This is a genomic window from Ruminococcus sp. N15.MGS-57 (assembly GCF_000980385.1).
In the GTDB taxonomy this organism is placed as follows: domain Bacteria; phylum Bacillota; class Clostridia; order Oscillospirales; family Ruminococcaceae; genus Hominimerdicola; species Hominimerdicola aceti.
Genome location: NZ_LARF01000020.1, coordinates 13,981 through 33,949, shown reverse-complemented (window position 1 = coordinate 33,949; position 19,969 = coordinate 13,981). Strand labels below are relative to the sequence as shown.

Here is a 19,969-nt window from a genome sequence, read left to right as displayed (position 1 = left end):
TTATCCTATTTTATCCGCACAGCTATACGCCGTGGAAAACGCTATCTGCAAATTAAAACCCCCTGTATAAGCGTCAACGTCAAGCACCTCACCGATAAAGTAAAGTCCTTTACACAGCTTTGACTCCATTGACCGTGGGTCTATCTGCGAAACATCAACTCCTCCACGGGTGATGATAGCTTCCTCTACAGGGCGCATACACTTCACCGTGAACGTTAGCTTTTTCACTGTGGAAACAAGCCTTTCACGCTCCTCACGGGTTATCTGATTGACCTTTTTCTCAGGATCGATGCCGCACCTTTTTATTATAAGGGGTATTATCTTCGAGGGCAGCAACTTACCCAGTGAATTCTGAAAATCCCTGTTTGGAAAATCTCCGAAATCACGAAGTATCCTGCTGTCAAGCTGTTCATGGCTCAGTGCAGGTTTAAGGTCGATATCCATATAATACCTTGACTTATTCATATCACCAAGGTGAGCCGAAGCCGAAAGTACAAGCGGTCCGCTCAGACCAAAGTGTGTGAAAAGCATTTCCCCAAGCTCGTGGAAAATTGGTTTATCTCTGTCCTCTTCACGAAGCGTCAAGGTGCAGTTTCTAAGGGAAAGCCCCATTGCAGAAGCACATTCCTCACGCTCATAAGTGACTACAGGGCAAAGTGACGGAGTTATTGCCGTGACCTTATGCCCCACAGACTTCGCAAGCCTATAGCCGTCGCCTGTTGAGCCCGTCCGTGGATAGGACTTTCCGCCAGTTGCAACGATAACGCTGTCTGCGTAATAATCCCCATGCTCGCATTTAAAGCCCTCTGCTCTGCCGTCCTTGATGATAAGCTCTTTTACCTCATCGTCGATAAACTGCACACCACTGTCCTCGCAGGCTTTCACAAGAGCCTTGACGATATCCTTTGCGTTGTCGCTTACAGGGAAAACTCTGTTGCCACGCTCTGTTTTTAGCTCCACACCAAGGCACTCAAAAAAGCTCATAACGTCCTCTGGAGCAAATCTGCTCAGTGCTGAATACATGAACTTGCTGTTGCGTGGGATATTTTTCATAACAGTGTCAGCGGTACAGTTGTTTGTGACGTTACACCTGCCCTTGCCTGTTATCATGAGTTTTCTGCCCTGACAGCCGCTATGCTCGATAACAGCAACGCTCTTTCCACGCCAGCCAAGCTGAACTGCGCAGAACATTCCTGCCGCACCTGCGCCTGCTATAACTGCGTCAAATCTTCTCACTGTGTATCTTCCTCGCTTTTTGCGTAAACGTCATACTCAGCCCAAACCTTTTCAAGACGTTCAAAGGTCTGGGACACTCTGTCGATATTTCTTATGGATACCGCAACGATAAGTGCATTTATAAGGCTCAGCGGTGCAACAAGAGAGTCAACGAACGAAGCCATATCGCTTCTTGCAAGAAGCAGGCTGTCTGCATACTTTGCGATAGGCGAAGCCTTTGAGTCTGTTATAGCTATAACGTTCGCACCGTTGCTCTTTGCATATTTAAGTGCCTTGACGGTCTGCTTTGAATATCTCGGGAAAGATATGCCTATCATGGCGTCCTTTTCGTCTATTCTCATTATCTTTTCAAAAAGCTCGGAAGTAGTCGTACTCTGAACGAGCTTTACATGGGGGAAAATAAGTCCCAGATAATAAGCAAGGAACGAAGCGATAGAAGCTGCACTTCTCGTACCCATTATGTAAAGGGTATTGCAGGATACGATAGTGTCAACGGCATTGTTAAAGTCCTCCTTTGAGGTTTCCTCCAAAGTACGCCTTATCTTGTCGATGTCGAGATTGAGTACCCTTTCAAGCACGTTGTCACTGCTCATAAGGTCGGAAGTGACCTCTATTCTCTGAACAGTTGTAAGCTTGTTTCTCATAAGCTCCTGCAAGCCTTTTTGAAGGGCAGGATAGCCGTCATAGCCAAGCTCTGAGGCAAATCTCACCACCGTCGATTCGCTGACACCCACAGTTTTTCCAAGCTTCTGAGCCGTCATAAAAGCCGCTTTGTCATAGTGGGAGAGAATGTAGTTCGCAATAAGCTTGTGTCCCTTTGATAAGCCTGAAAGCTTTTCATTGATAAGCGTAAATAAATCTTTTTCCATTTCTATCTATACCTTTCAGCATATATTTAATCCCACAGATCCTCCTGTAGGGCGAGTATCCTTTTTCTTCTTGCTTCTGTTTTGTCCTTATCTGGGATATAAACGCCGTCCTTTAAGATAAGCACGTCACCCTCGTGAACGTCTTTTGTTTCAGAAAGCGGTATATCCTTTTTTTCTCCCTGCTCAGTTTCACACACGGCATAGCCGTTTTCTATCCTGTCAACTATAAGAATCTCTTCCATATCACTTTTCTCCCTTTTCAGCAGAAACGCTCAACCCCTCACCATCTGAGCTGAAAACTATCGTTCCCACATCTGCAGTGACATACAAATGGGAAGCATATTTTTTCAGCCTTGTGACAGTTTCCTCGTGTGGGTGACCATACTTGTTGCCCTTGCCGCAGGATATAACAGCATATCTCGGCATGACCTTGTTAAGAAAATCGACCCCCGAAGAAGTGGAACTGCCGTGATGACCTGCTTTAAGCACCTTTGCGGAAACGTCATAACCCTGAGAAAGTATATCTTTCTCCTCAGTGGTCTCGCAATCCCCCGTGATAAGAAAGCTGTTCTCACCGTCTGTTATCTTCACAAGGGTGGAATAGTTATTAAGATCATCATAATCCTTTTTTGGTGTGAAAAGCTCAACCTTACAGCTTCCAAGCTCAAATTCCATAGGCTTTGCCTGTGTTATCTTCAAGCCCTTTGCCTTTATGCTTTTGAGCATTTTCTCATATATCGTTGTGGTGGGCGTCATATCAGCCTTGACTTTCGGCATAATGAATTTATCCACCTGAAACTGGTCTATTATCTCGCTCATTTCACCAATATGGTCAGCGTGAGGGTGGGTGGCAATGAGATATTTTAACTCTGTCACTCCCTGCTTTTCAAGATATTTTTCTATTTTATTGCTGTCATCTTTATCGCCGCTGTCAATGAGCATAGCCTCGCCTTGTGATATCACAAGGGTGCTGTCGCCCTGACCAACATCGATAAAATGCACCTCTGTCTGAGCGTGTTCCGCCGGCTTGTCCTCAACGCCTGCCTTGATAAGCAAGTTGTCGAAAGAAACTAACCCTGTCAGGTCAAGCACTGTAAAAAGCAGCACCACAAAAACCGCTATGAGCGTTACCGCCTTTTTAAGCGGTGCTGTCGAATTTTTCTTTTTCGCAGATCTGCCTGCCATGTTATCCCTTTCCGCCTGAGCTATCTTCTTGCCTGCATTTCAGCCCATTCTTCTTTTGTTATGTTTATCTTTCGTGCCTTAGAGCCTTCCTGTGGTCCTATTATGCCCATTTCCTCTATCTCGTCCATGATACGGGCGGCTCTAGGGAAACCGAGCTTTAGCTTTCTCTGCAAGAACGCGGTGGAAGCGTTATTTGTCTGCACAATTATGGATATTGCCTGATTTACAAGGTCATCATCAGGATTTACGGAAACATTATCGCTGCCTGCCGAACCGCTGTCCTTTGGCTGTGGAGTATTCTCCTCCACCTCTGCGATAACTTCGTCGCTATATTCTGCGGTATGCTCGTTCTTGAGGAAGTTTACAACCTCTCTTATCTCAGAAGTCGCTGCATAGCCGCTCTGCATTCTTATAGGCTTTTTAACGCCAACAGGCTTATAAAGCAGGTCACCGTTTCCAAGAAGCTTCTCTGCACCGCTTTCATCAAGTATAACTCGTGAGTCAACGTTGCTGGATACACTGAGAGAAACTCTCGATGGGATATTTGACTTGATAAGTCCTGTCAACACGTCCGCCCTAGGGGACTGTGTTGCGATTATCATATGTATTCCTGCCGCACGAGCAAGCTGTGCAAGTCTTAAAACTGAGTCCTCTACCTCGCTCCTCGCAGCCATCATAAGATCGGCGAACTCATCGACCACAATAACTATCTGCGGCAGCAGGTCGATCTTTGCACGGACTTCGTCCTGCTCCTCGGCAGGCTTATTGCGTTCTTCAAGAACCATGTCGTTAAACTCCTGCAAATTCTTTACATTGTTCGCCTCGAACATAAGATAACGCTTGTTCATTTCATTTACCGCCCAACCAAGCGCACCAGCCGCCTTTAAAGGCTCGGTAACAACAGGGATAAGCAAATGAGGTATCTTATTATAAATAGGAAACTCGACCTTTTTAGGGTCGATAAGAATAAGCTTTACTTCGTCAGGCGACGCATGGTAAAGTATAGAAAGTATGATAGAGTTTGTAAAAACAGACTTACCTGAACCTGTTGTACCTGCAACGAGCATATGCGGCATTTTGGCGATATCGCCGATAATGATATTACCCTCGATATCCTTGCCCACTGCAAAGGTAAGCTTGCCCTTTGCCTTTCTGTATTCCTCGCTGTCGATAAGCTCACGGAGAGAAACCGTATCTCTATGATCGTTCGGCACTTCTATGCCTATGCACGCCTTGCCCGGCACAGGAGCTTCGATACGAACGCTCATTGCCGCAAGGTTAAGTGCGATATCGTCTGCAAGACCCGTTATCTTCGACACTCTTACGCCTGCTGCAGGCTGAAGCTCATATCTTGTAACGGACGGACCTCTGTGTATGCCCACGATCCTTGTTTTAGCGCCATATGTTTCAAGCGTTTCCACAAGCTTCGCAGATTTCTCTTGTATCTCCTGCTGGACTATCTCGGAAGCCACAGGATTTTTAGCATATTTGAGTATATCCACAGGCGGATAAACGTAAGCAGATATTTTATTATCTTTCTCAAAGAACGTTGTCTGACCGTTCTTATCAACATTCACTACTGGTGGCTTAACAGGCTCGTCCTTGGACTTCTTTTCTTCTCTGCTGTCGCCTATGGCGTTTTCTATTATCTTTTTAAGCTCCTCATTATCGGTAGTCTTAGCCGTTTCTTCAAGCTTTTCATGTGTTATCACAGGAGCTTTCACAGGGTGGACCGGCATATCTATCTTTGAAGCGTCAACCTTGTCGGTGGCTTCTTCCGCCTCTGCAACAGGCACAAAGGCTTCCGCCGCAGTGTCAGGGCCATCATCAGGATAGAACTTTGCAATATCCACTCTGCCGTTACGCTTAGGTTCTTTCTTCTCTCTTGGAGGCTTCGGAGGCTGAGCCGCACGCTCGATACGCTCCTCGTTCACCGCTTCATAGCTCTTTACAAAAGGCTTTGAAATCGCTTTGAGAAGCTGCGGAAGCGTAACATTTGTAAGCAGCATTATAAAAGTGAACGCCACAAGCACGATAACGATACCTGCGCCAACTCTTTTGAAAAGCGAAAGCAAAGGCCAGCCAAGCAATGCGCTTGTAAGTCCGCCGCCGCGGAGCTGTTTTCCATCATTGAAAAGCCCCACAAGTTTAAGCCAGAACGAACTTCCGTCCACAGAGCCCACTTGGATTATCTGAGCCATGCCGCTTATAAGAAGCATAAGAACGCTTCCCTCCACCACCTTCGCTATGACCTTGTTGTGTGTCACATCTGAAGCTATCATAAGGGCAACATAGATGATCATAGGTGCAAACAGAAATACTGTCACGCCGAAAAGTCCTCGGTTCAGCTCATGGAGACATTTCCACAAGCCGTCCCCTTCCACGAACGTGATAAGCAGTTCAAGTATGCCGAAAAAGAAAAGTATGTAAGACCAGAAGCGTCTGTTCTCTCTTTCTCTCACTGCTGTCATGGAATTTGACTGTGGCGGCTTACTCTGAGGCTTTTGCTGTTTTGTATTCTTTTTTGCAGCTTGCGCAGGCTTTTGTGCGGGCTTTTTCTTTGCCGCTGTCTGCTTTGGCGCAGGCTTTGAGCCTTTCTTTTGAGCTGCCATTTATTTTACCATTCCTTTCGGTATTTGTCTTATTTAAGCAAATAAAGGCAAAATGTTATTTGCCTTTATAACCCACAAAAAAGCCTGAAAACAGAATTTCAAGCTTTTTCACAGAAACTGTATTATCTTATGTCATTACTTTGCAAAGGATATAGGGTGACCCATGCACATCTCAATAAATGAGATAACAAGGACTATGACGCCAAGCACAAGGGTATAATAAGCAAACACCTTGAATTTATCCGTTTTAACGAGCCAGTTTACAAGCTTGATAGCACAAAGTCCCACAAATGCGGCAACTACAAATCCAACTGCACAGCTAACCCAATCTATATCAGTATGTGTTGAAACTGCGTCCTTGACTTCAAGCAGACAGCTCATAAGTATAACAGGTATGCCCAGAATGAAAGAATACTTTACCGATGTTTCTCTGTTCATGCCTGAGAAAAGTCCCGCTGAGATAGTCGAGCCTGATCTTGAAACGCCAGGCAACAGTGCAACTCCCTGAAAAAGTCCGACCGTTATTGCGTCCTTATAAGCTATATTGCCCTGAGTCTTTTTACCCTTTACACAGCGGTCTGACATAAAAAGTATTGCCGATGTATAAAGGAAACATAGACCCTCTGCGAAAATGCTTGAATCCTCTGCAATGCCCTCAAACCAGCCCTTAAATGGCAGGAACGGTACAAGGCAGAAGCAGGAAACAATTATCATAACTATCATACGCCTTGGAGGATTCATATTTTTAAGAGTGAACTTGCCTGTAAAAATATCCTTTATCATAACGCCAAGCTCTTTTATCATATCCCATATTGTCTTCCTGAAAGCCACAAATACTGCTACCAGTGTGCCAAGGTGAAGTATCGCTGAGAAAAACAAAGCTCCCTCTCCGCTGTTTCCTGTAAAATGCTGATACAGTGAAAGATGTCCTGAACTTGAAACTGGAAGAAACTCCGTCAAGCCCTGAATTATAGCCTGAAAAATCGCATTGATGATACCCATTGCTGTCCTCCGAAATTTTGTTATTTGTCAGAGATAAAAGCCGTCACGGCTGAGATAATGTGCCGGGTCTGTGTCCACAGCAGTATCATCATCCTCAAACTCTTCTCCGATATCTACGTCAGTCCTGAATACGTCATAAAGGTCGATTATTGTCTGAAACATTTTCAGCTTTCTCCTTTTCAGAACTGTTTTCTATCATATCATAAAGGCAGTCTATCGCCTCGGAAAGCCCTCCGAGCCTGTCGATAAGCCCCTCTTTTACAGCCTGCTCCCCGTCGATAACAGAACCAACGTCCATTACAAGCTCGCCCGTTGACATCATAAGCTCACGGAAACGCTCAGGCTTTATGGCTGAATTATCGCACACAAAGCGAACTATCCTTTCCTGCATTTTGTCAAAATAAGAAAGCGTCTGAGGTACTCCCAGCACAAGCCCGTTCATTCTAACAGGGTGTATGGTCATTGTGGCGCTTGGCACTATAAATGACTTTTTCGCACACACCGCCAACGGCACGCCTATGGAGTGACCTCCGCCCACAACCATTGACACAGTAGGCGTTTTCATACTAGCAATAAGCTCTGCAATGGCAAGTCCTGCTTCCACATCTCCGCCCACAGTGTTGAGGATTATCACAAGCCCCTCTATGCTCCTATCCTGCTCGATAGCAACAAGGGCAGGTATGATATGCTCATACTTGGTGGTTTTGTTTTGTGCAGGCAAAATATAATGCCCCTCCACCTGACCGATAATGTTCAGGCAGTGTATAACGTGCTTTGCGTCTGGCAATGTGACAGAACCCATTTCCTTTATCTGCCTTATATCCTCAGCAAGCTTTTCGCTCTCTACATTTTCTTCTTGTTCAGACACCCAGATACCTCCCGTTCTTCATTAGTAACTTTCGTCACAAGAGAAGTATTTGCAGTGTTCATTGAAAATATGCAGGAAAACCGCCACACCTTTAATATAATAGCACAAGTTCTATCTAATGTCAACAACTTGCAAGAGCTAAAAAAACAATTTTTGCAGGAATTTTACGCTATCCTGCAAATTATTTATAAAAAGTTTAAATCTACTTTTGATACTCCTCCGCAAGCACCTGTTCACACCAAAGTATAAGATCTGCGAAATCTTCCTTGTCAAGATAGGAGAAATACTTGTTCACAGCCTCACCCTTAGCAGCTTCTATGGTGTCCGTCAGGCAATAGCCGTCAGAAGAAATAGTTATCTCTGTTTTGGTGTTCTCTTTAAGTCCTAGAGTTATCTGTATAAAATCAAGTCCCGGATCTTTAGACGGAGCCGTCCTGTATGAAGCGTTGCCGAAGCTGTCTATCATTTTCACAAGCTCGTTGTAATCATCATGATCGGCAAGATAGCATTCTCCGTATTCTCCGCCTACTTTCACACAAACCTTTGCATATGCGCCCTCGTAGATATCATAATTATAAAAGTCATCAAAGCAAGCATAGTATATGCCGCCATTCTTTGTAAGCTTGTAAAAGCCTTTGTACGCCTTATTTGTATCTATGCTGTCGGCTGATATCTTCTCAACAGAATCCCACTTATCCGAGCCGTCTGATGACACAACATTTTTACCGTCAGGAATCATAAGTGAATAAACAGCGTCCGTGCCGCTGTCATCAGCCTGCGACTCATATGTATAAAGGCTGTCAGCGGAGAATTTCTTATGCTTATAGTCACTTAAATTTCCGTCGCTGTCATATTTCATATACTGCATAGGAGCGTTGCGCTCTTTATCATAAGAAAGCTGTAGAATACCATTGCTAACCACAGTTATTTCAGTGTACTCATCAGCTTCAAGCACAACGTTTCCCGACTTGTCAAGAAGTCCCACTGCTCTGCCGTCACGATAAGTGAAGAAAAGATCCGCAAGAAGCTTTTCACATTTATATTCCTCAAAGGGCTGCTCCTCAACCTCGGCAACATACTGAGTGCTGTCAAAGCTTGTATAAAGCTTTCGTGAAAGCTCGTCAAGGCTTTTTATTTTATTTAAAAACTCCGGAAATTTGTATTCCTTGACCTTCACATTGCTTGGTTGAGCTGAGTCGCTTGTCTTTATCTGCGACACCGCAGACGACTGTGTTGTTTCTTTGTCTTTTTCACAGCCGAACATAGAAATTGTCAGCGTCAATGCAAGCGCAAGAGCCGCACATTGTTTTCTTTTTGTCATCGTTATCCCCTCGTATTTTATTTTGTTATCTCACAGCACGAGCCGTTACACTATATTATAATACACAAATCTGATTTTTGCAAGATATATTAAAACTTTTTATTCTTTATCATAGCAGCATGGTAATACGCTAAATGTTATAAAAGTGTTAAATGTTTAAAAGTGCCTTTACATATAGAATGTTTTGTGCTATAATATTCTAGTGGCAGTATTGATTTTGATAAATATCTGCTACTAATTTTGCTGTTTTATGGCAAGGAGGATAAAATTAAATGGTTAGAGCGATTGTCGGCGCAAACTGGGGCGACGAGGGTAAGGGCAAGCTTACCGATATGCTTGCTGAAAAGTCTGATATAGTAGTAAGATTTCAGGGCGGTGCTAACGCAGGACATACTATTGTAAATCACTACGGAAAGTTCGCTTTGCACACTTTGCCTTCCGGCGTATTCTATGATCACACAACAAATATTATCGGCAACGGTGTTGCACTTAATATCCCTGTATTTTTCAATGAGCTTAAAAAAGTAACTTCCGAAGGCGTTCCAATGCCTAAGATACTTATTTCCGACAGAGCGCAAATGGTAATGCCATATCACGTTTTGTTCGATCAGTACGAAGAAGAAAGACTCGGAAAGGCAAGCTTCGGCTCAACAAAATCGGGTATCGCACCTTTCTATTCTGATAAATATGCAAAGATAGGTTTCCAGGTACAGGAGCTGTTCGACGAGGAAGCTCTCAAGACAAAGATCAAGAGAGTTCTTGAAACGAAGAACATTCTTCTTGAACACCTTTATCATAAGCCTCCTATCGACGCTGATGAGCTTTTCAATACTCTTATGGAGTATAAGGAAATGGTAGCACCATACGTTTGCGACGTATCTGCTTTCCTTTGGAACGCTATCAAAGAGGGCAAGAACGTTCTTCTTGAGGGTCAGCTTGGCTCACTGAAGGATCCTGACCACGGTATCTATCCAATGGTAACATCTTCATCTACACTAGCGGCATACGGTGCTATCGGTGCAGGTATACCTCCTTATGAGATAAAGACTATCGTAACTGTTGTTAAGGCTTATTCTTCCGCAGTTGGTGCAGGTGCATTCATTTCTGAGATATTCGGCGACGAGGCTGACGAGCTGAGAAAGAGAGGCGGCGACGGTGGAGAGTTTGGTGCAACAACAGGCAGACCTAGAAGAATGGGTTGGTTCGACTGCGTTGCAACTAAGTATGGCTGCCGTATCCAGGGCGCAACAGATGTTGCTTTCACAGTAGTTGACGTTCTTGGCTATCTTGACAAGATACCTGTATGCGTAGGCTATGAGATAGACGGCGAGGTAACAACAGACTTCCCTACAACAAGAAAGCTTGAAAAGGCAAAGCCTGTTTTTGAAGTTCTCGACGGTTGGAAGTCAGACATCAGGGGCATCAAGAAGTATGAAGATCTTCCTGAAAACTGCAAGAAGTATATCGACTTCGTTGAAAAGCATATCGGCTTCCCTATCACGATGGTTTCAAACGGACCAAAGAGAGAGGACATCATCTACAGAGAAAGCCCACTTTCAAAGTAATTTCAGATATCACAAAAGGCTGCGGCAAAAAGTCGCAGCCTTTTTTCTATATTTTTGCCTTGTTAAGGAGATAGAGGATATCTTTCGGTGAATAGACTTCTATTGCTCCGTCACGGAGAAGCGCACACTGTCCTGCGTATTTCTCGCTGAAAATGTCATGAGGCGGTATAACAAAAACGTCTTTATTCTGGGATAAAGCATGATTTACAGTATTCAGGGTGCCGCTGCGTATTCCTGCTTCAACCACAAGAACGCAATGTGAAAGTGCCGAAACAATGCGGTTTCTTATACGAAAATTCTCAGGAACAGGTCTTGCCTGCGGGAAAAATTCCGATATGGCTACCCCATGTGTTGCTATCTCACGCTTGAAGCCCGTCCTGCCACGAGGATAATCATATTCTAGCCCACAGCCCATAACAGCTACAGTGCTTCCACCTGCACGCATCGCACTGCGGTGTGCGGCAGTGTCGATACCCATAGCAAATCCGCTTATGATATTTACTCCTCGCTCTGCAAGAAAACTTGAAAACTCCTCCGCCACGGCTACAGAATAATCGCTTGGTTCTCTAGTGCCAATAATGGCAACGCTCTTTTCAATAGACAGACAGCTTACATCGCCACGGCAGAAAAGCACAGCAGGTGGACATTCTATCTGTTTCAACCGTTCAGGATAAAGAGGATCGTCAGGGGTGAGGATATATATACCCTTTTTCTCGCAGTATTCAGCCACCTGTTTCGCCTGAAAGAACGTACAGCAGGCTATCTTTTCAGCCTCCTGCTGAGTAACATAACCACAGCGCAGTGACAATAGATCATCGCACATTTCTTCAACGCTGTCATAATATGACATAACGTCCCACAAGCGCTTGTCCGCAGGTCCGAACGCAACATCGAGCCACAGCCACAACAGCTTTCTGTCTGTATTTTCAAGCATTTTTCCTGCACCTCCAGTTGGCAGATTTCTTTTTATCTTATTGTATCATATTTTATTGTTAAAAACAACAAAATTTTATAGCATTTTGGTTAAATCAAACGATTTCGGTTGAAATGGGCAATACCATATGTTATAATGGATATTGAAAATTTGAACTTGAAAGGATAGTTGCTTAATGGTAAACAAGCTTGACCTCAGCGGAGAGTGGCTGCTGTGCCTTGATAAGGAATGTAAGGGTACTGACCTTGTTTTTGATGATACAATAAACCTTCCGAACACTACTTCCAACGCTAAAAAAGGCGAATACAATACTAAGAGAGAAACAGGCTTTCTTACAGACACATATAAATTTGAGGGCTTTGCATGGTTCAGAAAAAACGTTGACTTCTCTGCTCTGCAATGTGAAAATCTTAAACTTTATCTTGAAAGAACAAGAATAACTGAACTTTATATAGACGGCAAAAAGATAGGCAGGCAGGAGAGCCTTTGCACTCCGCACATCTATGACCTGAACGAGTATATCGGTACTGGCATACATGAAATGACTATCTGCGTTTCAAATGTTGGCTACAAGACCAAGGGCGGACACCTGACTTCACCTGACACTCAAACCAACTGGAATGGTATCACAGGACGCATCGAGCTTATAGGCTACAAAAACGCCCACGCTGAAAATGTTATGCTTTGGTGCGATATCCACAGCAAGACAGTAAGGGTGACTGCTGACATAACAGGCGGGAAAAGCGGAAAAGCTGTCATAAGTGCTGAGAGCTTCAACAGCGAAAGAAGCCACACTCCTGAGGTGCAGAGCTTTGAATACACAAACGGCAAGCTTGACGCTTTATACAAAATGGGTGACGATTGCCTGCTTTGGAGTGAGCATGAGCCTAATCTCTACAAGCTGAGAATAGATATCGACGGCGACATGAGCGAGCATATCATTGGTATGCGTGAGTTCAGGACTGAGGGTGGAAAGTTCACCATAAACGGAGAAAAAACCTTTCTCAGAGGAAAACATGACGGCATGATATTCCCTAAGACCGCTTTTGCACCTACAGACCTTGAGGAATGGCTGAGGGTAATGAAGATATCAAAGTCCTACGGCATGAACCACTATCGTTATCACACCTGCTGTCCCCCTGAGTCTGCGTTTATCGCTGCAGATATGCTTGGAGTTTATATGGAGCCACAGCTTCCTTTCTGGGGAACTATCACAGAAGAGGGCGAGGAAAACCACAATCAGGAGGAGCAGGATTTCCTCGTTGAAGAGGGCTTCAATATGCTGAAATTCTTCGGCAATCACCCTTCCTACTGCATGATGTCAATGGGCAACGAGCTTTGGGGCTCAAAGAAGATACTCAACGATATCATAGGGGGCTACAAGAAATTTGACAACAGACACCTTTACACACAAGGTTCAAACAATTTCCAGTGGTTCCCTAACGTTATAGAAAATGACGATTTCTTTGTTGGCGTAAGACTTGCAAACGACAGGCTTATAAGAGGCTCATACGCTATGTGTGACGCTCCACTTGGTCATATTCAGACTGACAAGCCTGCGGCAAATCACGATTATGACAGCATTATAAGACCTAAGAAGCAGGCAAGCTCCACGGAAATTTCAGAGGACGGCACTGTTCAGATACAGTACGGCACGACCATGAAAAATGTCAAGGCAAGCGATGCTGACGCAGATTTTATCCCTGAAGTGCCTATCGTTACTCACGAAATAGGTCAGTATGAAACTTATCCGAACTTCAAGGAGATAGAGAAATACACAGGCTCCCTTAAAGCCAGAAACTTTGAGGTATTCAGAGAAAGACTTGATGAAAAGGGTCTGCTTCCGCTGGCTGAGGATTATTTCAAATGCTCAGGCAAGCTTGCTGTGCAGTGCTATAAGGAAGAAATGGAGGCTGTTTTCCGTTCAAGACTTCTTGGTGGTTTCCAGATACTTGATATTCAGGATTTCAGCGGTCAGGGTACTGCCCTTGTGGGTGTACTTGACGCATTCATGGACAGCAAGGGACTTATCACAGACAGTGAGTGGAGAGAGTTCTGCAATGACGCTGTTGTAATGGCACGTTTTGACAGCTATGTTCTTGAAGCTGTCAGCAGTTTCAAGGCGCACACAGAGCTTTGCAATTACAGACCTGACCTTAAAGTCGGCAAGCTTATTTGCACTCTCACTCTTGAAAACGGTGATGTCATTGGCAAGGTCGAAAAGAATTTTGTTGCAGAAGGCAACTACACTGACATTTGCGATGTAGAGTTTACTCTCCCACAGGTCACAAAGAACACAAAGGCTGTGCTTTCACTTGAAATAGATGGCACTGATATACGCAATCACTATGACCTTTGGGTAATTCCGACAGTTGAAAAGACAGATATAAGCGGCTCATACATTTTTAACGAGGTAAATGACGAAGCTGAAAGTCTGCTGAAACAGGGCAAGACAGTGCTTATCGTCCCTGACCTTTCAAAGCTTGAAAACTCTATCGAAGGCTTCTACTGTCAGGACTTCTGGTGCTATCATATGTTCTGTATCATCTCACAGATGATGAAAAAACCTGACCCTGTTGGCACAATGGGACTTCTTATCGACACCGAACACCCTGCTCTTGCAGGCTTTGCAGGGGAAAAATACTCAACGCCTCAGTGGTGGGAGATAGTTCAGAACTCACGCTCGGTTATTCTTGACGACTTTAAGGGCGAGAAAAATGTTATCGTGAGAACTATCGACAACTTTGACCGCAACCACGATCTTTCACTCCTCTACGAGTATGAAAGGGACGGCGGCAAGGTGGTAGTTTGCTCATGCGATTTTGATAAGCTTTCCAAGTCACCTGAGGGACGTGCGTTCATAAATTCTGTTGTTGACTATGTAAGAAACTAACAGAATATTTATTGCTAAGGGCTGTACTGTTTTACGGTACAGCCCTTATTATGTTTGTGCTTGTTGCATAAAACGCCCGCAAAACATTTGTCTGATATAACAAAAGTGCCGACACTACAGTGGCATATGGTTCACTTATTACGAAAAATGTGTTATAATTTAAGTGTATGTTATACAGGAAGGTGATGTTAAGTGCCAAAAGTAAAACGTTATAAATACAAGAATATTGCAGCGGCTCTTGCCATACTGCTTTTGATCATTCTGGGAATATCTACATCGTGCAGTTCAAAAGCTGACAGCCCTAAGAAAATTTCCGACAGCTCGTCAAACTCCTCTGCGGTCAAGGCTGACAGCAGCAGTAAAAAAGCTGTAAAAAAGCTTACGGGCAATTATATGTATGTTACCGCAAAAAACAAAACCGATATGGTAAATGGAGATCTTATTCTCGTTAATGGCGACCACTCCTTCACCGGTACAGTGAATAACACAGACACAGTTTATTCCTATTTGTTTGACAAGAACGGAAGTCAAATAATGTCCACCAGCAGCACTCAACTGACGGCTAAAAAAGAGACCTTTGAAGCCTTTAGCAAAATGGGCAATGATTTTTATGCTGACAAGAAGATATCAACACTTATGATAAACACAGCTATGCCTGCGGAAGATAATGAAGACAGCAGCTCTGCCTGCTACGAGCATGACACTGGACTTGCCTTTGACCTGCATCTTTATGATGCAAGCACAGGCGCATATCCTGAGTTCACAGGAGAGGGAGATTATAGTTGGATATCTGAAAACTGCTGGAAATACGGACTTATCCTCAGATACCCAGAGGACAAAGCTGACATCACAGGTGTAAGCCCTATGGCTTATCATTTCAGATATGTGGGTATACCACACGCTGAGATAATGACAGCAAACAAGCTTTGCCTTGAAGAATACATAGATTTTGTCAAGAATTATACATTTGAAAAGCCGCTTACATTCACGGCTTTTGACGACACTGAGTATTCAGTTTACTACGTTGCCGCAGACAAGGGCAGCACCACAAACGTGCCTGTACCACTTGACGACAGCAACAATGAGCGTCCTAACACTATCTCAGGCAACAACGTTGACGGTTATATCGTCTGCGTGAATATGACAGAAAATGCAGCACCTGCTGACTCGTCCTCTCAGACAGACCAGCAGGCGGCTACAGAATAAATTTTTCGGAGGAAATAAAATGCTTAAAGAAACAGTAGAAATAAAAGTGGATTATGAAAAGGCTGGCGTTTCAAGCGAAGGCTGCGCACCTGTGCTTGATTGCTATTACAACACACTTACTGAGGAAATAGGCAGAAAGAAGCACAAGGCAATTATAATCTGCCCGGGCGGAGGATATGATTGGTGTTCTGAGCGTGAAGCTGAACCTGTTGCATTCAGATTTTTGGGTGCAGGCATATGTGCATTTGTGCTAAGATACTCATGCGTCAAAAAAAAATTTCCTACTGACGCTTTGGAATGTGGGGCGGCTGTCAAATATGTTAGAGATAATGCGGAGAAATTTGACATTGATCCTGACAAGATAATAGTATGCGGTTTTTCAGCAGGCGGACACCTTGCGGCAACAATGGCAAACTTCTGGAACAGCGAGCTGCTCACAAAGCCTCTTGGCTGCAATCCTGAAGACATCAAGGTAAACGGCTCTATCTTGGGCTATCCTGTTATCACATCCGACCCTGAATACACTCATGAAGGCTCAATACTCAATATTATTGGCGAGGAAAAATCATCGGAGCTCAGAGAGCTTGTTTCAATGGAGAAGAGAGTATCGGAGAACACTCCTCCTACATTTATCTGGCACTGTGCTGATGATGGCTGTGTAAGGGTTGAGAACACACTTTGGTATATGTGCAGTCTTTCAAAGTATCACATTCCATTTGAGAGCCACATTTATGAATACGGTGGACATGGACTTGCATTGTGCGACGAAACCACTGCCACATGGGAAGGTCACTATCAGCCGGTGGCGGCTCATTGGGCAGAGGCGGCTATTGATTGGGTACATAGGCTATAAAAATATGTTGCGTGTGGCAACATATTTAAGCTAAAAAAATGACTCACATCAATTTGATAGATACTATATAGACATTTTCAAAGAACTAATATGAATGACCTATATAGTGAACTATGAACAGAACAGGTAGATACCTCAATTGAGTTATCTACCTGTTTTTATTTATCCTTTTCTCTGCACTCGTATGATCTGTTAATAAGTTGGATATGTTTTGACGCGAGTCATTTTTTTATCAAGAATATTGAGTATCCCTCGGGATATATGTTAAATCTGTTGGTTATCCCCAAACTTTCTCTGCGATCTCCTTAACAAGAGCAAGCTTTGCCCACTGCTCCTCCTCTGTGAGCTTGTTGCCTATCTCGCAGGACGCAAAACCGCACTGTGGGCTAAGGCAAAGTCTGTCAAGTGAGATGTATTTTGCAGCCTCGTGGATACGGTCGATAACAGCCTGCTTGTCCTCAAGTTCAGGTTTCTTTGATGTGATAAGTCCGAGAACTACCTTCTTGTCACCGCTTACTGCTTTCAAAGGTTCAAAGCCACCTGAACGCTCATCATCAAATTCAAGATAATACGCACTTACATTTTCGCCTGCAAAAAGTGTTTCTGCAACGCTGTCATATGCGCCACTGCTTGCATATGTTGAGTGGAAGTTACCACGGCAAACGTGAGTTGTGATAACAAGATCCTCAGGCTTGCCCTCGATAGCAAGGTTGTTTATTCTCAGCAGAAGTCTTTTTATATCCTCAAGTCCTGCGTCGTCAACTCCAAAAATAGCCTTTGCATTAGGGTCAACTATCATGCCCCATGAGCAGTCGTCGAACTGAATGTTGCGGCAGCCTGCTGCGTAAAGATCAGCGATGACTTTTCTGTAGCCCTTTGCGATATCCTGAACAAGCTCTTCTGTATCGTTATAATACTTCTTTGTGTTCTCCAGTGCGAAAGGCATTATCATCTGCTCAAGAAACTGTGCAGGTGCAGGGATAGTCTGCTTTGCGACTGTGTTCTCGTCCTCGAGAGCCTTAACGAATTTAAAATGCTCAACAAATGGGTGGTCGCCAACTGATACCTTGCCTGTGAGGTATGTATCGTCTATCATTGCGGCCTCGCCATGGAATGGCAGACCTGTCTGTGTCTTGCTGTGACCAACGCCATTAAAGCCCCACATAAAGTCAAGATGCCATGTTGCTCTGCGAAACTCTCCGTCAGTGATGATATGATAACCAGCCTTTTTCTGCTTTGCAACGAGGTCAAGGATAGCCTTATCCTCTACCTCTTTAAGCTGCTCGGCTGTGATAGCGCCCTTTTCAAAATCTGCTCTTGCCTTTTTCAGATAGTCAGGTCTGAGAAAGCTGCCCACAAAATCGTAGCGGCATGGTGCTTTGATATTATTGCTCATTTTTATTACCTCTTTCATTTTATTATAGTTTATTTCCTATTGGTTTGCTGGTATTTAGTATAGCACGAAAAAGGGCGATAGTAAAATATTTATTTCTGTGGGATAGATATAGTTTCAAACTATATCGAATCGAATAGTTTGCTTGACTTTGGTGCTTGCTGCGTGGTACAATGTACAGATATAAAACTAGGCGGACGGTGTTTTGTACCCAACTGTCGGCAGGAAAGATAAAGTCGTTATTACAATATCAAGTTGCAACGTCATGCAATGAAAGTTTTTTTTACTTTTATCAAGCTTTTTTTGTCCACCTAATTTTTTTGAACAATCATGCTTTTTCTGACATATTATAAAAATGAAAATGCAAACGCAGTCACACTGATCTAATGCGTTTGAGATATGGAGGGTAATTTATGTCAGAAAAGTATTTTTTGGGTGCAATGACGCAGAATGGGTTTTCCACGGAATTTGGCAAGATAATGGCTGATAAGGAGTATTTCACATTCATACTCAAAGGAGGTGCAGGCACGGGAAAATCTTCACTTATGAAAAAGATAGCAGCTGAGTTTGAACCGACAGAGGACGTCACTAGATTTTATTGCTCCTCTGACCCTGCTTCCCTTGATGCAATCGTTCTGCATACATCAAAGGCCATAATCTGCGACGGCACTGCGCCCCACGTTATGGAATGTTCATATCCAGGAGTTTGTCAGAAAATAATCAACTTAGGAGAGTATTGGGACGAAGAAAAGCTGAAGGCCTTCAAATCTGAAATAATCGAGGTCACAGACAAAAACAAGTCGCTTTTGGCAAGAAGCAAAAGGTTTACCACTGCCCTGTCTAACGTTTGCTTTGATACCTACAATTGCGGTGAAGGCTGTCTGCTGGAGGAAAAGCTGAAAAGCTTCACAGAACGATCAGCAAAACGTCTTCTAAACAAAAAAGGCTCTGGCAGCGGCAAAACTGATCTTAGACAGTTGACCGCTTTGACGGAATACGGCTGTATGACGCAGCTTGCCACTCTTGACAGCTACCTTGACGTGTTCGCCATGAACGATGATTATTATGCCGCTTCCCACAAGTTCGTCACCCTCATGGCACAGCAGGCTGTAAAGCGAGGTTATGATGTTATCCTCTGCCCTGCTATCCTATTTGGCAACACCCTTTATGAGCATTTGCTTATCCCGGAGGCTGGCATCGCATTTGTGATAAATTCCCCTATAAGCAAGCTTGACGACTTTGAAAAAGCTATCAACATGGGCAGATTTTATGACAAGAAAAAGATCTCAGCCCTGAAAACAAGACTGAGATTAGATAAAGTCACCGCCTCCGACCTTGCCGAGGAAGTGTATTCAGGCATCAAGAAAGCCAAGAAAGTCCATGACGAGATAGAAAAGTATTATATCGCCGCGATGGACCACGCCGCCCTTAATAAGGTTTGTGACAGCATTTCAAGGGAAATTCACGAAAGGACTATAAAATAGTTTTCCACATTCCGTCGTAAGGCGCAGGCTCAAAGCCCATTTTCTTATAAAGCGATATGGCTCTGCCGTTTTCAAGCTCGACTTCAAGTCGGATACGGCGGAGCTTTTTGTCGCCATTTTCCTCGATATACTTAAAAAGCTCCCTGCCTAGACCTTTTGAGCGGTATTCCTCCAGCACAAAAAGCTCGTCTATCCATATAGTAATACCGCCTGCTTCAACTGAATATGTTTTCATTGTAACACAGTAGCCAACATTATTGCCGTCACAAACGAGCATATAACCCTGCACGTACACGTCAGACCTCATCATTTCATCGAATCCCTGCTCAAAATGCTCTCTTGGAACAGGCTTGTCCACTGCAGAAGAATTATAGAACTCAGTGGAAAATCTGATATAATCTTCCCTGTCCTCAGGCACAAATTTTCTTATCATTTTTATCTCTCCGTTTCTTTGGTATTAGCCTATTATAGCATTTTATTTACCAAAAGTCAAATGCACAATTTTTGTTGCAAATGCTCAGATTATGTGATATAATTATTTGGGATAG

At 43.8% G+C, this 19,969-nt stretch carries 17 protein-coding genes; 5 read left to right on the top strand and 12 right to left on the bottom strand.

What is annotated here, in order from left to right:
* The 9 genes from WS40_RS06020 to WS40_RS05985 form a co-directional block, all read right to left on the bottom strand.
* A complete protein-coding gene (locus WS40_RS06020) occupies nt 1–1,236 on the bottom strand; it encodes an NAD(P)/FAD-dependent oxidoreductase (protein ID WP_118159891.1) in 1,236 nt (411 codons plus the stop codon).
* Nucleotides 1,233–2,105: a MurR/RpiR family transcriptional regulator gene (locus WS40_RS06015; RefSeq protein ID WP_022287306.1), complete on the bottom strand. Its 873-nt coding sequence runs from the start codon at nt 2,103–2,105 to the stop codon at nt 1,233–1,235. The genes WS40_RS06020 and WS40_RS06015 overlap by 4 nt, the downstream gene beginning before the upstream one ends.
* 26 nt (nt 2,106–2,131) lie before the next feature.
* A complete protein-coding gene (locus WS40_RS06010; protein WP_038671565.1) occupies nt 2,132–2,347 on the bottom strand; it encodes a DUF3006 domain-containing protein in 216 nt (71 codons plus the stop codon).
* A gap of 1 nt (nt 2,348) precedes the next feature.
* Nucleotides 2,349–3,290 (bottom strand): ComEC/Rec2 family competence protein, encoded by a 942-nt coding sequence (locus WS40_RS06005; RefSeq protein ID WP_046441015.1) that lies wholly within the window; start codon nt 3,288–3,290, stop codon nt 2,349–2,351.
* Nucleotides 3,291–3,310: 20 nt separating this feature from the next.
* On the bottom strand, nt 3,311–5,902 hold the full coding sequence (locus WS40_RS06000; protein ID WP_046441013.1) for an FtsK/SpoIIIE family DNA translocase: 2,592 nt from the start codon (nt 5,900–5,902) through the stop codon (nt 3,311–3,313).
* Nucleotides 5,903–6,037: 135 nt separating this feature from the next.
* Entirely contained in the window at nt 6,038–6,904 is an 867-nt protein-coding gene (locus WS40_RS05995; protein ID WP_046441011.1) for an undecaprenyl-diphosphate phosphatase, read from the bottom strand.
* A 27-nt stretch (nt 6,905–6,931) separates the two neighbouring features.
* Entirely contained in the window at nt 6,932–7,066 is a 135-nt protein-coding gene (locus WS40_RS11475; RefSeq protein WP_022287311.1) for a hypothetical protein, read from the bottom strand.
* Nucleotides 7,038–7,706, bottom strand: a complete 669-nt coding sequence (locus tag WS40_RS05990) for a ClpP family protease (RefSeq protein WP_081856029.1) — start codon at nt 7,704–7,706, stop codon at nt 7,038–7,040. The genes WS40_RS11475 and WS40_RS05990 overlap by 29 nt, the downstream gene beginning before the upstream one ends.
* 268 nt (nt 7,707–7,974) lie before the next feature.
* Nucleotides 7,975–9,093, bottom strand: coding sequence for a hypothetical protein (locus tag WS40_RS05985; protein WP_046441007.1), 1,119 nt, complete (start codon nt 9,091–9,093; stop codon nt 7,975–7,977).
* Between the two features lie 272 nt (nt 9,094–9,365).
* Here WS40_RS05985 and WS40_RS05980 point away from each other — a divergent pair, with 272 nt between their 5' ends.
* The gene (locus WS40_RS05980; RefSeq protein WP_046441005.1) at nt 9,366–10,658 is read left to right on the top strand and encodes an adenylosuccinate synthase; all 1,293 of its coding nucleotides are present in this window, start codon (nt 9,366–9,368) and stop codon (nt 10,656–10,658) included.
* 46 nt (nt 10,659–10,704) lie between these two features.
* Here the strand turns inward: WS40_RS05980 and dprA are convergent, their stop codons facing one another.
* Nucleotides 10,705–11,592 carry a DNA-processing protein DprA gene (gene dprA, locus WS40_RS05975; protein WP_046441003.1) on the bottom strand — a complete coding sequence of 296 codons (888 nt, stop codon included), beginning with the start codon at nt 11,590–11,592 and terminating at the stop codon, nt 10,705–10,707.
* Between the two features lie 175 nt (nt 11,593–11,767).
* Here dprA and WS40_RS05970 point away from each other — a divergent pair, with 175 nt between their 5' ends.
* From WS40_RS05970 to WS40_RS05960, 3 genes are all read left to right on the top strand, one after another.
* Complete coding sequence (locus tag WS40_RS05970; protein WP_046441001.1) at nt 11,768–14,485, top strand: beta-glucuronidase; 2,718 nt, start codon at nt 11,768–11,770, stop codon at nt 14,483–14,485.
* 192 nt (nt 14,486–14,677) lie between these two features.
* Nucleotides 14,678–15,691, top strand: a complete 1,014-nt coding sequence (locus WS40_RS11470) for a M15 family metallopeptidase (protein WP_325208450.1) — start codon at nt 14,678–14,680, stop codon at nt 15,689–15,691.
* 19 nt (nt 15,692–15,710) lie between these two features.
* Nucleotides 15,711–16,544, top strand: a complete 834-nt coding sequence (locus tag WS40_RS05960; RefSeq protein ID WP_038671553.1) for an alpha/beta hydrolase — start codon at nt 15,711–15,713, stop codon at nt 16,542–16,544.
* Between the two features lie 277 nt (nt 16,545–16,821).
* Here WS40_RS05960 and WS40_RS05955 read toward each other — a convergent pair whose 3' ends face one another.
* Nucleotides 16,822–17,940 carry a 5-methyltetrahydropteroyltriglutamate--homocysteine S-methyltransferase gene (locus WS40_RS05955; RefSeq protein WP_046440999.1) on the bottom strand — a complete coding sequence of 373 codons (1,119 nt, stop codon included), beginning with the start codon at nt 17,938–17,940 and terminating at the stop codon, nt 16,822–16,824.
* Nucleotides 17,941–18,350: 410 nt separating this feature from the next.
* On the opposite strand from WS40_RS05955, the gene WS40_RS05950 reads away from it, so the two are divergent.
* Nucleotides 18,351–19,421 (top strand): ATPase, encoded by a 1,071-nt coding sequence (locus WS40_RS05950; protein WP_046440997.1) that lies wholly within the window; start codon nt 18,351–18,353, stop codon nt 19,419–19,421.
* Here WS40_RS05950 and WS40_RS05945 read toward each other — a convergent pair.
* Complete coding sequence (locus WS40_RS05945; RefSeq protein WP_022287322.1) at nt 19,411–19,854, bottom strand: GNAT family N-acetyltransferase; 444 nt, start codon at nt 19,852–19,854, stop codon at nt 19,411–19,413. The two genes, WS40_RS05950 and WS40_RS05945, sit on opposite strands and share 11 nt — an antisense overlap.
* Nucleotides 19,855–19,969: the final 115 nt, after the last annotated feature.